A 12858-nucleotide genomic window follows, 5' to 3' on the forward strand; every position below is an offset into this window, starting at 1 on the left:
CGAGGGAGCGGGTCCGGTTCAACTGACCCGCTCCGCGCGGTGCTTGGCCGCCTTCAGCCTGACCTCCGCCGGAAGCTCCGCCAGTCCCGCCGACTGGCGTGCGTGGGTGAGGGGCCCGGCCGTGAGGTCGGTCAGGGTCGTGCCCGGGTCCACATGCGGTTCCAGCAGCAGCCGTACGCGGGCCCCGGGGGCGCTCCTGCGGCCGGTCAGCCGGGTGTGCGCCCGGTGGACCCCGTCCATCGACTCCGCGTCGCTCACCAGTACGCCCTCCAGGGCGCGGCCCCGCAGCAGCGCGCCCTCGCCGTCGCCGGTGTCGACCAGGACCTCGGCGAGCCGACGACGCCGCAGCACCGCGGTCAGCCACCACAGGAGCAGCAGGAGCAGCACCGCCAGCGCGGCGATGACCGCCGGCCACCACCAGCCCTCGTCCTGCCAGCGGGTCCGCTCGGAGTCGCTGAGCAGGACGTCGTCCCGGCCGTCGTGGATCCACCAGGACGGCGGGTTCAGACCGAGGCCCACGGCGAGCACGGAGCCGCCGAGGACGACCAGGAGCAGGCCGACGAGGCCGAGCAGGACGCGGTTGACGGTCCTGAGCATCGCGCTCACCCCTTCCGTCCGGGTCGCTGCACCCGCACCGACAGGGCGGGCGGCCGGGACAGGCCGAGGCCGTTCACGGCGTCGGCGAGCGCGCCGTCGAGGTCGGCGCGTACGTCGTCCAGGTCCCGGAAGTGGGAGACCGCGCGGACGTCGGCCCGCTTGCGGCGCATGCGGACCCGGGCCGACTGCACACCGGCGATCTCCATGGCCCGGTCGCGGAGCACCAGCGCGGCGGCCTGACGGTCCAGTGCGCCGCGCACGTCGGGGTGGGTGCGGCGCATCGGCAGCAGGGACCGCAGGCCGGGTGTGGCGGCCAGCCAGAGCAGCCACAGGCCGAGGGCCGTGGCGACGCCCGCGCCGATCAGCACCCGGATGTCGTCGAGGGGGCGCTCGGCGAGCTGGTCGGCCAGGTCCCGGCGCCAGGCCATGGCGGGCCGGTCGGCGCGCACGGCGGCGATGTCGTAGAGGAACAGGCCGACCAGGGCCAGGAGCAGCAGGGCGACGATCGCGGCCGTGACCCGGCGGGTGGACCAGAAGCGGCCGTTCGCGGCGTCCTTGCCGCCCAGGACGGGCGGTGGGTCGGAGCCGGCCGCGGACGCGTCCGGTCCGAGCGGGTCGGTGCCGGTCTTCTCGAGGACCGGCAGTGGTCGTGTCATGCCCTCGGAGCCCTGGGGCTCGCTCATCGCGTCCTCCCCTGTGCCGCGCCGTGTACCGGGTGCAGCCGCTCCACGTGGACGACGACCTCCGGCACCTCCATGCCCACCAACGCGCGTACCCGCTCGGCGACATGACGACGCACGGCGGCGCAGCGGGCGCCGATGTCGGTGGGGTAGTCGAGTTCGAGATGCAGGCGCAGGCGGGCCGTGTCGTGATGGACGACGGCTCCCGCGTGCGGGGGCGACACGTCCGCGGGCAGCGGGCCCAGGGCCTCGCGGGCCGCCTGCGAGGCGATCTTCACCACCACCCGGTCGGCGATCCGGGTGGCGCCGCGCTCGCCCGGCGGCACGACGGCCCGGGATCTGTCCACGTCACCGGAGTGCACGGTCACCTACGTCACCGCCGGTCGCGCCGGTCGTCACGGGTGCGGAAGAAGTCGCCGAGTTCCAGGTCCCCTTCGAGGAACCGGCCCACGACGAACCCGGTGGCGCCCAGGGCGGCCACCAGCAGGAAGGCACCGAAGCCGCCGAAATACCCGGCGAAGCCCAGCGCCATGCCGGCGATCATGCCGACGACGGCCATGCTCATGGTGCGCTCCCTTCAGCAGTGGGGTGGCCGGTCACTGGAGCCGGGGCTCCGGTTCCTCTTCGTCCTCCTCGTCGGGCAGTTTCACGTCGCTCACCGCGATGTTGACCTCGACCACTTCCAGGCCGGTCATCCGTTCCACCGCGGAGACGACGTTCTCCCGCACGGCCCGGGCCACGTCGGAGATCGCCACGCCGTAGTCGACGACGATCTCCAGGTCGAGCGCGGTCTGCACCTCGCCCACCTCGGCCTTCACCCCGCGCGTGACGGACTTCGAGGCACCGCCCGGCACCCGGTCCCGTACCGCGCCGAAGGTGCGGCTCATCCCGCTGCCCATGGCGTGCACTCCGACGACGTCACGCGCCGCGAGTCCCGCGATCTTCTCCACCACGCCGTCGGCGATCGTGGTCCGGCCCCGGCTCCCCGGGTCACCGCCACCGCGCTTGACGGTCCTGCGGGTCTGTCCGGCCGACTCCTGTTCGACCTCGGCCCTCTGCGTCATGTCACTCATCGCCGCACGTCCCTTTCGGTTCGTCCTTCTTCGTCCACCGTAAGCGGGGTTGCGTCATTTCGCCCCGGGGATGCGGCAGGCTGGAGTAATGACGGTGGACGGATGGGCGCGGACGGTGCGGCAGCAGTTGGGGCTCGGCAGGCTGCTGCCGTTGGGCGGGCCACGTGACGGCGCGTGGATCGCCGAGGAGGCGGCCGCGGAGGCGCTGCGCAGCGCGGCGCACGAGTTGCCGGGGGTGCGTCTCGGCGCGCTCAGGATCGCGCTCGCCGATCCCGGCGAGACGCAGGAGCCTGTGGTTCCGGCGCCGCCGAGCGCGCTGCCGCCCGGCGCGCTGCGGGTGACGGCGGACTTCGCGGCTACGGCGGCGGAGCCGCTGCCCGCGGTGGCGGACCGGCTGCGCGGGGCGCTGGCTCAGGCGGCGGACCGGCGGCTGGGGCTGGCGGTGACGGAGGTGGATCTACGGGTGACGGCGCTGCTGGACGAGGGGGCGCAGTCCGCTCCGGTACCGCCGCGGGAGGCTCCGTCGGCCCGGGAGCCCGGTGAGGGCGACGAGGCCCGCGCCGCCGCGGCCGCGCTCGCGGTGCCGGGGGTGGCGGGGCTGACCGGCATCCTGGGCGGCCTCGGCCGGCCGGTGCACTTCGAGGACCGGCCCGCCGAGGCCGCCCTGTCGGCCCGTCATGTCCGGGTGGAGATCGCGGTACGGGCGGACCACCGGGCCGTGGAGGTGGCCCGTGCGGTCCGCACCCAGGTGGCGCAGGCGGTGCCGGATCACCCGACGGTGGCGGTCCTGATCACCGCCGTCGCCGGGTGAGGGGTCACTCGCCCACGCCCGCCAGGTCCCGCAGCCGGCGCGCCTGGGCGGCGCGTTCGGCGACGCGCTGCTCCTCGTAGGTGCGGTCGGCCGCCCCGCGCAGGAGTGCCTTGGTCTCGATGACCGCGTCCCGGGGGGCGGCCAGCAGGGCGGCGGCGAGGTCGCGCACCGCGTCGTCGAGCTGGTCCGCGGGGACGGCGATGTTGGCCAGGCCGGTGCTGACGGACTCCTCGGCCGTGACGAAGCGCCCGGTGGCGCAGATCTCCAGCGCCCGGGCGTAGCCGACGAGGCCCACCAAGGGGTGGGTGCCGGTCAGGTCGGGCACCAGGCCGAGGCTGGTCTCGCGCATGGCGAACTGCACGTCGTCCGCGACGACGCGCAGGTCACAGGCGAGCGCGAGCTGGAAGCCCGCCCCGATGGCATGGCCCTGGACGGCGGCGATGGACACGAGGTCGCTGCGCCGCCACCAGGTGAACGCCTCCTGGTACTCGGCGATCGTCGCGTCGAGCTCGGCGTCGCCGCCGCGCGCGAGATCGATGAACGACGGCTCACCGTCGAAGCCCTCCGGCGTGAACGCCTGCCGGTCGAGTCCGGCCGAGAAGGACTTGCCCTCGGCCCGCAGCACCACGACCCGGACGGATCCGGGCAGCAGCCGACCGGCCTCGGCCAGCGCGCGCCACAGAGCGGGGCTCTGCGCGTTGCGCTTGGCGGGGTTGGTCAGCGTCACCGTGGCGACTGCGTCATCGACGGTGAGTCGTACGCCGTCCTTGTCGAGAGCCGGGTCGAGCGAAGCCATGGGGCGCCTCCGATGGGTGCGGTCGCTTAAGTGACTGCACAGTAACCACCCGGCCGGTCAACCGACCGACCGGGTGGCCACCATCGAAGCCGGTGGGCTGCCCGGAGGTCAGCCCGCGGCCTTCTTGCCGCGGGTCGCCCCGCCACGCCCACGCAGCGTGACGCCCGACTCACTGAGCATCCGGTGCACGAAGCCATACGAGCGGCCGGTCTCCTCGGCCAGCGCCCGGATGCTCGCACCGGAGTCGTACTTCTTCTTCAGGTCTGCCGCGAGCTTGTCGCGCGCGGCGCCGGTTACCCGGCTGCCCTTCTTCAGAGTCTCGGCCACCCGGTCCTCCTCATGGGAAGTGCGCTCTGGTCCCCTCATGATCACCCCTCCCGGGCCTGATGGCCACCCATTCGGCAAGGTCCGTGAGACATGGATGTGACGACAGGAGCAGGTCCACACAAGAGGAACCGATGATTCCGTGACGGCGGGTTCGTACCGCCGAACGGGTTGTTCCGCGAAGCGGCAGGTCAGGGACGCGCGACGGCCGAGCCCTTGTCGACAAAGGACTCGGCCGGAAAATCCGTGTAGGACACACCCCGGTACGAGGAGATCTCACACAGATGATGGATCACGGATCGGCCGAATGATCCATACGCAGTGGATCAGCCATTCGATCAAGCCAGGGCGACGAGATCCGCGTAGTCGGCGCCCCACAGGTCCTCGACACCGTCGGGCAGCAGGATGATGCGCTCCGGCTGGAGCGCCTCGACCGCGCCCTCGTCGTGGGTGACCAGGACGACCGCGCCCTTGTAGGTGCGCAGCGCGCCGAGGATCTCCTCGCGGCTGGCCGGGTCGAGGTTGTTGGTCGGCTCGTCCAGCAGCAGCACGTTCGCCGAGCTGACCACGAGGGTGGCGAGCGCCAGACGGGTCTTCTCGCCACCGGAGAGGACACCGGCCGGCTTGTCGACGTCGTCGCCGGAGAACAGGAACGAGCCGAGCGTCTTGCGGACCTCGACGAGGTCCAGGTCGGGGGCGGCGGAGCGCATGTTCTCCAGGACCGTGCGCTCCGGGTCGAGGGTCTCGTGCTCCTGCGCGTAGTAGCCGAGCTTGAGGCCGTGGCCCTCGATGACCTGGCCGGTGTCGGGCTTCTCGGCGCCGCCCAGGAGCCGGAGCAGGGTCGTCTTGCCGGCACCGTTCAAGCCCAGGATGACGACGCGGGAGCCCTTGTCGATGGCGAGGTCGACATCGGTGAAGATCTCCAGGGAGCCGTACGACTTGGACAGCCCCTCCGCCATCAGCGGGGTCTTGCCGCACGGGGACGGCTCCGGGAAGCGCAGCTTGGCGACCTTGTCGGCCTTCCGCTCGGCCTCGAGACCGGCCAGCAGCTTGTCCGCCCGGCGGGCCATGTTCTGCGCGGCGACGGTCTTGGTGGCCTTGGCGCGCATCTTGTCGGCCTGCGAGTGGAGCGCGGAGGCCTTCTTCTCGGCGTTCTGCCGCTCGCGCTTGCGGCGCTTCTCGTCGGCCTCGCGCTGCTGCTGGTAGAGCTTCCAGCCCATGTTGTAGACGTCGATCTGGGCGCGGTTGGCATCCAGGTAGAAGACCTTGTTGACGACCGTCTCGACCAGGTCGACGTCGTGGGAGATCACGATGAAGCCGCCGCGGTAGGTCTTCAGGTAGTCGCGCAGCCAGACGATCGAGTCCGCGTCGAGGTGGTTCGTCGGCTCGTCGAGCAGCAGGGTGTCCGCGTCCGAGAACAGGATGCGGGCGAGTTCGACACGGCGACGCTGACCGCCGGAGAGCGTGTGCAGCGGCTGGCCGAGCACGCGGTCGGGCAGGTTGAGCGCGGCGGCGATGGTGGAGGCCTCGGCCTCGGCGGAGTACCCGCCCTTGGTGAGGAACTCGGTCTCCTGGCGCTCGTACTGCTTGAGCGCCTTCTCGCGGGTGGCGCCCGAGCCGTTCGCGATGCGCTGCTCGTTCTCCCGCATCTTGCGGATCAGGGTGTCCAGGCCGCGCGCGGAGAGGATGCGGTCGCGGGCGAGCACGTCGAGGTCGCCGGTGCGCGGGTCCTGCGGGAGGTAGCCGACCTCACCGGACCGGGTGATGGCACCGCCGGCGGGGATGCCCTCACCGGCGAGGCACTTGGTGAGGGTGGTCTTGCCGGCGCCGTTACGGCCGACCAGACCGATGCGGTCGCCCTTGGCGACGCGGAAGGTGGCGGACTCGATGAGGACGCGGGCGCCGGCGCGCAGCTCGATGCCGGTGGCGGAGATCACGGACAGACTCCAGGGCGGGGTCGTTGGCGGGATGGGCGGCTGAGGACGTTCCCGCCGTCTAATGCGCGAGGAGAATGGCCATGAGGCCAGTCTAACGGGGCCGTGCAAGCGGTTTTCGGCCGCCGAGGGCGTCATTGCCGAGCGGTCGGCGGTGCGGAGTGACCCGGCCCAGGTCGTCCACGGCGATGAGCTGGGACGTCCACGCGGCCCCCGGGCACGGCTGGGCCAGGAGCAGTGTCCGGCCGTGACGTACGGCACGCGCGGGGGCGAAGGCGCACCCCTCGCGCGCCGGGAGCACCCAGCGCAGATCGCCATCGCGCAGGCGGTACGCGGTGACGCGGTGCGGGGTGACGACGGCGAGCATGGCGCGGCCCAGGGGGCGCAGGACGCCGGTGCCGCCGTGGGCGGGGAGCCAGTCGGCGGCGGCGGGCAGGGCGCGGTGCCAGCGGACGGTGCGGCCGTCGGTGGCGGTGACCAGACCGTCGTCCCAGAGGGCCACGGTGTCCCCGCGCGCGGGGAGCACGGCCAGGGGGTGGCGGCCGGCGCGGGTGTGCCGCCACAGGAGGGCGCCGCCGGCCGCGTCATGGGCCTCGACGGCCGCCCCCTGGGTGCGCGGCACGCTCGCGTGCGCCACGCGCGCGTGGACGGTGAGGCGCTCTCCGTAGGGCGCGGGGCGCAGATGGTGGGCCGCCGCGAGCAGGACGACCGCGAGGGCTACGGCGAGCAGGGCGGGGAAGACGGGAGGGGCGGGACCGGACGCGCGCCGGGCGCCTGGGCGGGCCGGCGTCGCGTCCAGCACGGCCATGACGCCCCTCCCTTGCGCTCTCCCACAGGTCAGGCGCAGAGCGTAGCCAGGCGGGGGGCGGGTGGACCGGCGGGCCGTGGGTGGCGCCGGAGGGCGTCGCCCGTTCGGGTGCGTGGTCGGCGCCCCGGGTGCGGGAGCGGGCGAGGATGAAGGTCCGGCCTAGGCGGAGGGTGTGGGTTCCATGCAGTTCGACGACGATGCCCGGCTGGACACCTCGGAGGTGCAGGACGTGCGGGGCAGGCGGGTGCCCGGCGGGCGGGCCACCGTAGGGGGCGGGATCGCCGGTCTGCTGACGCTGGTGCTGGCGCTGTTCTTCGGGGTCGGCCCCGACCAGCTGGGGCTGACCGACGGGTCCGAGCAGCCCTCGGGCACGGCGTCGGGCCTGGCGCAGGTCCAGCAGTCCTGCCGGACCGGGCAGGACGCGAACACCCGGGACGACTGCCGCATCGTGGCCGTGGTCAACAGCGTGCAGGACTACTGGGACGAGGAGTTCACGCGGCGCGGCGGGGCGTACGCGCGCTCGGCGACGGTGTTCTTCAGCGGACAGGTCGGCACCGCGTGCGGGTCGGCGACCAGCGCGGTCGGGCCGTTCTACTGTCCCGGCGACCGCAAGGTCTATCTCGACCTCGGGTTCTTCGACGAACTGCGTACGACGTTCGGCGCCGGCGGCGGGCCGTTCGCGCAGGCGTACGTGGTGGCGCACGAGTACGGGCACCACGTGCAGGACCTGACGGGCACGCTCGACCGGTCGCGGGACGGGCGGACCGGGGCGGACAGCAACGCGGTCCGGGTGGAGCTCCAGGCCGACTGCTACGCGGGTGTGTGGGCGCACCACGCGACCACGACGAAGGACGAGTCGACCGGGCGGCCGCTGATCACCAGCCTCACCGACGCCGACATCCGGGACGGCCTGGACGCCGCGGCGGCCGTGGGCGACGACCGGATCCAGGAACGCTTCCAGGGCCGGGTGACGCCGGAGTCCTGGACGCACGGGTCGGCGGCGCAGCGGCAGCAGTGGTTCCGGCAGGGCTTCGACAGCGGGGACATGGCCCGGTGCGACACCTTCCGGTGAGCGCGGGGCGTTGTCAGTGGGCGCTGCGAGACTGGACGACAGGTGACATTTCCGGCAGTGATCGTGCGGTTGCGTGAGTGATCTCGAGGGAGTGAGCGACATGGCAGGCACGGAGGGCGGGCGTCCGAGCATCTTTCCGACGGTGCTGTACGCGGACGCGAAGGCGGGCGTCAGGCAGCTCACGGAAGCACTCGGCTTCACCGAGCTGACGATGTACGAGGGCGAGGACGGCACGGTGCTGCACGCCGAGCTGACCCAGGGCAACGGCGCGGTCATGGTCGGCTCGAAGGGCAGCGGCGGTGTCTTCGACACGGCGATGAAGGGCGCGGGCCCGGCCGGGGTGTACGTCGTGGTGGACGACGTCGACGCCCACCACCGGCGCGCCGTGGAGCACGGCGTGGAGGTCCTGATGCCCCCGACGGACCAGGACTACGGCTCCCGGGACTACATCGCCCGGGACACCGAGGGCAACATCTGGAGCTTCGGCACGTACACGCCGGAGATCGGGGGTTAGTTCCCGCCCGTGTGGACCTGGAAGGCGGCGCGGCGGACCGCCTTGGCCAGGGCCGGGTCGGGGTGGGCGGCCGCGAGGGCGACCAGGACCTGGACCGTGCGCGGGTGGCCGACGGCGCGTACCTCGTCCAGCAGGGCGGGGACCGTCGGCTGCAGCGCGGACTCCAGGTGGCGCACGAGCATGGGGGCCTCGCCGTGGTCGGCGACCGCGGCGGCGGTGTCGACCCAGAGCCAGGTGGCCTCTTCGCGGGTGAGGACCTCATGGGCGTCCTCGGGGTCCACCCCGTCGTGCTCGGCCAGCCACAGCAGCGCGTACGGCCTGAGGGCCGGTTCCTCGGCCACGGACCGTACGTCGGGCTCGGCGGGGGCGCCCACCACGCGCAGCGCCTCGAAGGCGAGGCCGCGCAGCAGGGCGTCCTCGCCGCGGGCGGCGTCGATCAGCTCGGTGACCGCGCTGCCGACCGGGCGGGCCGCCAGCCAGGCGCGGTACTCGGCACGGGCGGCGTTCGGGCGGAGCTGGGCGCAGCCGCGGAGCATGTCCTCGGCCGCCTGCTCGATGTTCCCGGCGGGGCTCTGCGCGGCGACGCAGATCTGCTCCAGCTTGACCCAGACCGCCCAGCTGCCGAGCGGAGTCAAGGTGGCCTGGCCGTCGCCGTAGGTGAGGGCGCCGACCGAGGCGAGGGCGTGCAGGGCCCAGTCCAGGAGCGGGGCGAGCGGGGTGTCCTCGGCGGGGGCGGCGCGGTCCGGCTCGGGCTGCGGGCCGTAGGGGATCTCGCAGCGCTCGGTGCGCAGTTCGGTGACGCGCTGTTCCAGCAGGTCGAGGAGTTGCGCCACCGGCACCGGGCCGGCGGACAGCTGGAGGAAGGAGAGCACCTGGGGCATGGCCGAGACGACCTCGGCGACCGCGGCGGGCTCGTGGTCGGCGGGCTCCGGGTGGGCGAGCGACCAGGCGTCGAAGAGGGCGACCCAGCCGCGCAGTACGGCGCTGTCGTCGCGGTGCCATGCGCGCAGCCGCCAGCCGGGGCGCGCGCTGTCGCCGTGCACCTCGATCAGACCGGCGAGGCGTGCGGTGTCCCAGTCCGCGCGGACCTGAGCGACGGTCAGGTCCAGTTCGGCCGCGGCCCGTTCGGCGCTCGCGTCGGAGAGGGTGCCCTTGCTGTCAGGGTGGGCGCCGTCGCGGCCGGGGCGCAGGGCGACGTCGGCCCAGTGCGCGACCCGGGCCGCCGCGGCCAGGCCGGAGCGCGCCATTCTGGCCAGCTCCGCGGGGGCCGGGGTGCCCTCGGGAGGGCGGGGGGCGGGGCGGCGTGGGCGCCGTTGGTTCACAGCTCTGGGGGCGGCGGCCAGGGGTCGCGGGCGGACGAGTCGAAGCCTGGAGTCGCGCGGGATACGGGACGTCACGGGTGCAGTCTTCCGGTTGACGGTCCGAAAACCCAAACGGAATGTCACGAGGGGCGACGGGGATGGCCAACGCACGGGGTCCGGCGGGCGACGGAGGACCGAGAACAGGCCAGTTGTACCGGGTTAAACGGAACCGGTGGGACCGGTCCGGGGTGGCCGTCGTCCGGGGCGCTCACATGAGAGGGGTCAGGAAGCGGCGCAGGGTTTCCTCGTAGGCCCTGGGGTCCGCGTTCCACATGGCTCCGTGCGGGGCGCGCTTGACGGTGTGGAGGCTCACCAGGCCGGGGTGGGCGTCGGCCAGGCGGCGGGAAGGGGTCCAGGGGGCGACGATGTCGTCGGGGCCGTGGAAGATCAGGGTCGGCACACTGAGCCGGTAGCTGATCTCGTCGGGGGCGGCGCGGTCGCCGTACAGGCCCGTGCGGCCCTGGGCGGCGCGGACCGCGAGGGGGAGCAGGGCGCCCGGGGCGCGGCGGGCGGCGGCGAGGGCGCGCAGGGTCGCCTCCCAGCTGAGCACCGGGGAGTCCAGGACGAGTCCCGAGATCCGGTCGCGCAGCCCGGAGCGGGCGGCGGCGCGCAGGGCCATCGTGGCGCCGGTGGACCAGCCGAGCAGGACGAACTGCCGGGCTCCGTAGCGCACGGCGTAGCGGAGTGCCGCGTCCAGGTCGCGCCACTCGGTCTCGCCGAGGTGGTTCAGGCCGTCCGGGGAACGGGGCGCCCCCAGGTCGCCGCGGTAGCCGAGGGCGAGGACCGGGAAGTGGCGGGCGGTGAGGGACTCCATGACGTTCATGGCGAGTTCGCGGGTGGTGCCGAGACCGTGCACCGCGATGATCCAGGTGGGGCGGGCGCCGGGCACGAACCAGGCGGGCAGCGGGCCGAGTTCGCCGGGGATGTCGACGTCGGCGTGGTCGAGGCCGAGTGCGGCGCGGGGGTCGCCGACGTGGAGGTTGGGGGTGAGCCAGACCCGGTCGCCGGGGCTGAGGGTGCCGTGGGTGACGCGTTCCAGGCGGCGGACGACCGTGTCGGCGGTGTGGGTCGCGGTGCCGAGGACGGGGCCCACGACCGCGTGCGAGCCGTCGCCGCCGAGGCCGTAGACGCCGGGGCGCAGGGAGGCCAGGTCGCGGGTGAGCGAGATCTGGCCGGCCGCCGTGCCGTGCACCGTGAGCCGGGGTTCGGTGGGCAGGGGCCTGCCGGGGGGCGCCTTGAGCGCGGCATCGCTGGCGAGTCGCCCGGCGGCCACGCTTGCCGCGCCGGCGGCCAGGGCCATGGTGACGGCAGCGGCCGTCGCGGTGACAGTGCGCACGCCACCAGTGTCCTGGCGGACCCCGCGTACGGCCAGTGGGAGGGCGGGGGCGGGGCGGTTAGGGGGTCGAGACGGTTAGGGGGGCGAGACGGCAGGGGTGGGCGGACGCGGCGGCGGCAGGGGTGGGCGGACGCGGGGGCGGCAAGGGTGGGCGGGGGGGGCGGCCAGCGGGAGGGCAGACGCGGGCGCCGTCAGCGGGAGAGCGGACGCGCGTGACGGTCAGCGGAGCGGCGGATCCGCGTCACGGCAGCGGGAGGGCAAACGCGGGTCACGGCCAGCGGGACGGCGGGGGCGGGCGACGGTCAGCGGAACGGCGGACATGCGTCACGGCCAACGGGACAGCGGAACGGCGAGCGCGCGTCACCGCCAGCGGGACGGCGGATGCAGGCACCGGTCGTCGGAACGGCGGACATGCGTCACGGCCAACGGGACTGCGGACCCGCGCCACGCCAGCAGGGCGGCGGACGCGCGTAACTACCAGTGGACGGAGGACACAGGCGCCGGTCAGCGGGACGGCGGACCGGCGTCACGCCAGCGAGGCGGCGGGCGCGCGTCACCGCCGGCGGGAGGGCCGACGCGGGTCACCGCCAGCGGGACGGTGGACGCGGGCGCCGGTCAGCGGAACGGACGACATGCCTCACGGCCGACGGGACACCGGACCGGGCCACGCCAGCAGGGCGACGCGCACGCGCCACCGCCAGCGGGACGGTGGGCGCAGGCGGCGGTCAGCGGGACGGACGACATGCCTCTCGGACAACGGAACAGCGGACGCGCGAGGCGGAGGACCCCCGGCACCGCCAGCGGGGTAGCGCGCGGGCCCGAGGGCCGCCGGGTCAGGACTGCTGGCCGTAGCCCCGCAGCCTCTCCCTCACCTCCGTCAGTTGTTCGGCGGACAGCAGGGAGGGGGACAGGCCCGGTATCGAGGACGCCGTGAGCCAGACTCGGCACATCCACTCCAGCTGGGCCGTGCGGTCGTAGGCCTGGGTCAGGGTGGCGCCGTAGGCCAGGGTGCCGTGGTTCTGCAGGAGGCAGGCGGTGCGGTCGGTCAGGGCCCGGAGCATGTTCTCGGCCAGTTCCTCGGTGCCGTACGTCGCATACGGGGCGACCCGGACGGGGCCGCCGAGGTCCGCGGTGATGTAGTGGATCGCCGGGACCTCCTGGACCAGCGTCGAGACGGCCGTGGCGTGCACGGCGTGTGTGTGGACGATCGCGCGGGCGCCGGTGGCGCCGTAGACGGCGAGATGCATGGGCAGCTCGCTCGTGGGCCGCAGCTTTCCGAGGACCCGGCGCCCGGACAGGTCGACGCCCGTCACGTCCTCGGGCGTGAGCCGGTCGTACGGCACCCCCGTGGGGGTGACCAGGACCGTGTCACCGACGCGTACCGAGACGTTCCCGGACGTGCCCACCACCAGACCGTCGGACACGGTCCGGCGGGCCGTCGCGACCAGTTCCTGCCACGCGCGCGCCTCCTCGGGGCGCACGCGCTCCGGCCATGACTCCCCCGCGCCCCGCCGGTTCTCTCGCTGCTCAGCCATGCGGCGATCCTGCCAGC

Annotated in this window: 15 protein-coding genes; 3 read left to right on the forward strand and 12 right to left on the reverse strand. The window is 74.0% G+C overall.

What is annotated here, in order from left to right; genetic code table 11:
- Positions 1-18: 18 nt before the first annotated feature.
- From amaP to ACWD11_RS04340, 5 genes are read right to left on the reverse strand one after another with little or no spacing between them, the layout of a single operon-like run.
- Positions 19-597, reverse strand: coding sequence for an alkaline shock response membrane anchor protein AmaP (amaP, locus tag ACWD11_RS04320; RefSeq protein WP_389418820.1), 579 nt, complete (start codon positions 595-597; stop codon positions 19-21).
- 5 nt (positions 598-602) lie between these two features.
- Positions 603-1280, reverse strand: coding sequence for a DUF6286 domain-containing protein (locus ACWD11_RS04325; protein WP_389418819.1), 678 nt, complete (start codon positions 1278-1280; stop codon positions 603-605).
- Positions 1277-1645 (reverse strand): Asp23/Gls24 family envelope stress response protein, encoded by a 369-nt coding sequence (locus ACWD11_RS04330; protein ID WP_389418818.1) that lies wholly within the window; start codon positions 1643-1645, stop codon positions 1277-1279. The genes ACWD11_RS04325 and ACWD11_RS04330 overlap by 4 nt, the downstream gene beginning before the upstream one ends.
- 5 nt (positions 1646-1650) lie before the next feature.
- Positions 1651-1842 carry a hypothetical protein gene (locus ACWD11_RS04335; protein ID WP_389418817.1) on the reverse strand — a complete coding sequence of 64 codons (192 nt, stop codon included), beginning with the start codon at positions 1840-1842 and terminating at the stop codon, positions 1651-1653.
- A gap of 31 nt (positions 1843-1873) precedes the next feature.
- Complete coding sequence (locus ACWD11_RS04340) at positions 1874-2350, reverse strand: Asp23/Gls24 family envelope stress response protein (RefSeq protein ID WP_389418816.1); 477 nt, start codon at positions 2348-2350, stop codon at positions 1874-1876.
- 88 nt (positions 2351-2438) lie between these two features.
- On the opposite strand from ACWD11_RS04340, the gene ACWD11_RS04345 reads away from it, so the two are divergent.
- Positions 2439-3161, forward strand: a complete 723-nt coding sequence (locus tag ACWD11_RS04345; protein ID WP_451281208.1) for a nucleopolyhedrovirus P10 family protein — start codon at positions 2439-2441, stop codon at positions 3159-3161.
- Positions 3162-3165: 4 nt separating this feature from the next.
- Here the strand turns inward: ACWD11_RS04345 and ACWD11_RS04350 are convergent, their stop codons facing one another.
- The 4 genes from ACWD11_RS04350 to ACWD11_RS04365 all read right to left on the reverse strand — a co-directional run bounded on the left by ACWD11_RS04350 (position 3166) and on the right by ACWD11_RS04365 (position 7023).
- The gene (locus ACWD11_RS04350) at positions 3166-3957 is read right to left on the reverse strand and encodes an enoyl-CoA hydratase/isomerase family protein (RefSeq protein ID WP_451281210.1); all 792 of its coding nucleotides are present in this window, start codon (positions 3955-3957) and stop codon (positions 3166-3168) included.
- Positions 3958-4065: 108 nt separating this feature from the next.
- Entirely contained in the window at positions 4066-4284 is a 219-nt protein-coding gene (locus tag ACWD11_RS04355) for a helix-turn-helix domain-containing protein (RefSeq protein WP_019758351.1), read from the reverse strand.
- 335 nt (positions 4285-4619) lie between these two features.
- Positions 4620-6218 carry an ABC-F family ATP-binding cassette domain-containing protein gene (locus ACWD11_RS04360; protein ID WP_389418813.1) on the reverse strand — a complete coding sequence of 533 codons (1599 nt, stop codon included), beginning with the start codon at positions 6216-6218 and terminating at the stop codon, positions 4620-4622.
- 91 nt (positions 6219-6309) lie between these two features.
- A complete protein-coding gene (locus tag ACWD11_RS04365; RefSeq protein WP_389418812.1) occupies positions 6310-7023 on the reverse strand; it encodes a PQQ-binding-like beta-propeller repeat protein in 714 nt (237 codons plus the stop codon).
- Between the two features lie 181 nt (positions 7024-7204).
- Between ACWD11_RS04365 and ypfJ the strand changes: the two genes are divergently transcribed.
- Positions 7205-8095: a KPN_02809 family neutral zinc metallopeptidase gene (ypfJ, locus tag ACWD11_RS04370; RefSeq protein WP_389418811.1), complete on the forward strand. Its 891-nt coding sequence runs from the start codon at positions 7205-7207 to the stop codon at positions 8093-8095.
- Positions 8096-8195: 100 nt separating this feature from the next.
- Positions 8196-8609: a VOC family protein gene (locus ACWD11_RS04375; protein ID WP_389418809.1), complete on the forward strand. Its 414-nt coding sequence runs from the start codon at positions 8196-8198 to the stop codon at positions 8607-8609.
- Here the strand turns inward: ACWD11_RS04375 and ACWD11_RS04380 are convergent.
- The 3 genes from ACWD11_RS04380 to ACWD11_RS04390 form a co-directional block, all read right to left on the reverse strand.
- A complete protein-coding gene (locus tag ACWD11_RS04380; protein ID WP_389418808.1) occupies positions 8606-10006 on the reverse strand; it encodes a hypothetical protein in 1401 nt (466 codons plus the stop codon). The genes ACWD11_RS04375 and ACWD11_RS04380 overlap by 4 nt on opposite strands.
- Positions 10007-10178: 172 nt before the next feature.
- Positions 10179-11306, reverse strand: coding sequence for an alpha/beta hydrolase family protein (locus tag ACWD11_RS04385; protein WP_451281214.1), 1128 nt, complete (start codon positions 11304-11306; stop codon positions 10179-10181).
- Between the two features lie 833 nt (positions 11307-12139).
- Complete coding sequence (locus ACWD11_RS04390; RefSeq protein ID WP_451281216.1) at positions 12140-12841, reverse strand: class II aldolase/adducin family protein; 702 nt, start codon at positions 12839-12841, stop codon at positions 12140-12142.
- Positions 12842-12858 lie beyond the last annotated feature (17 nt).

The sequence above is a fragment of the Streptomyces sp. NPDC002776 genome, from assembly GCF_053592195.1.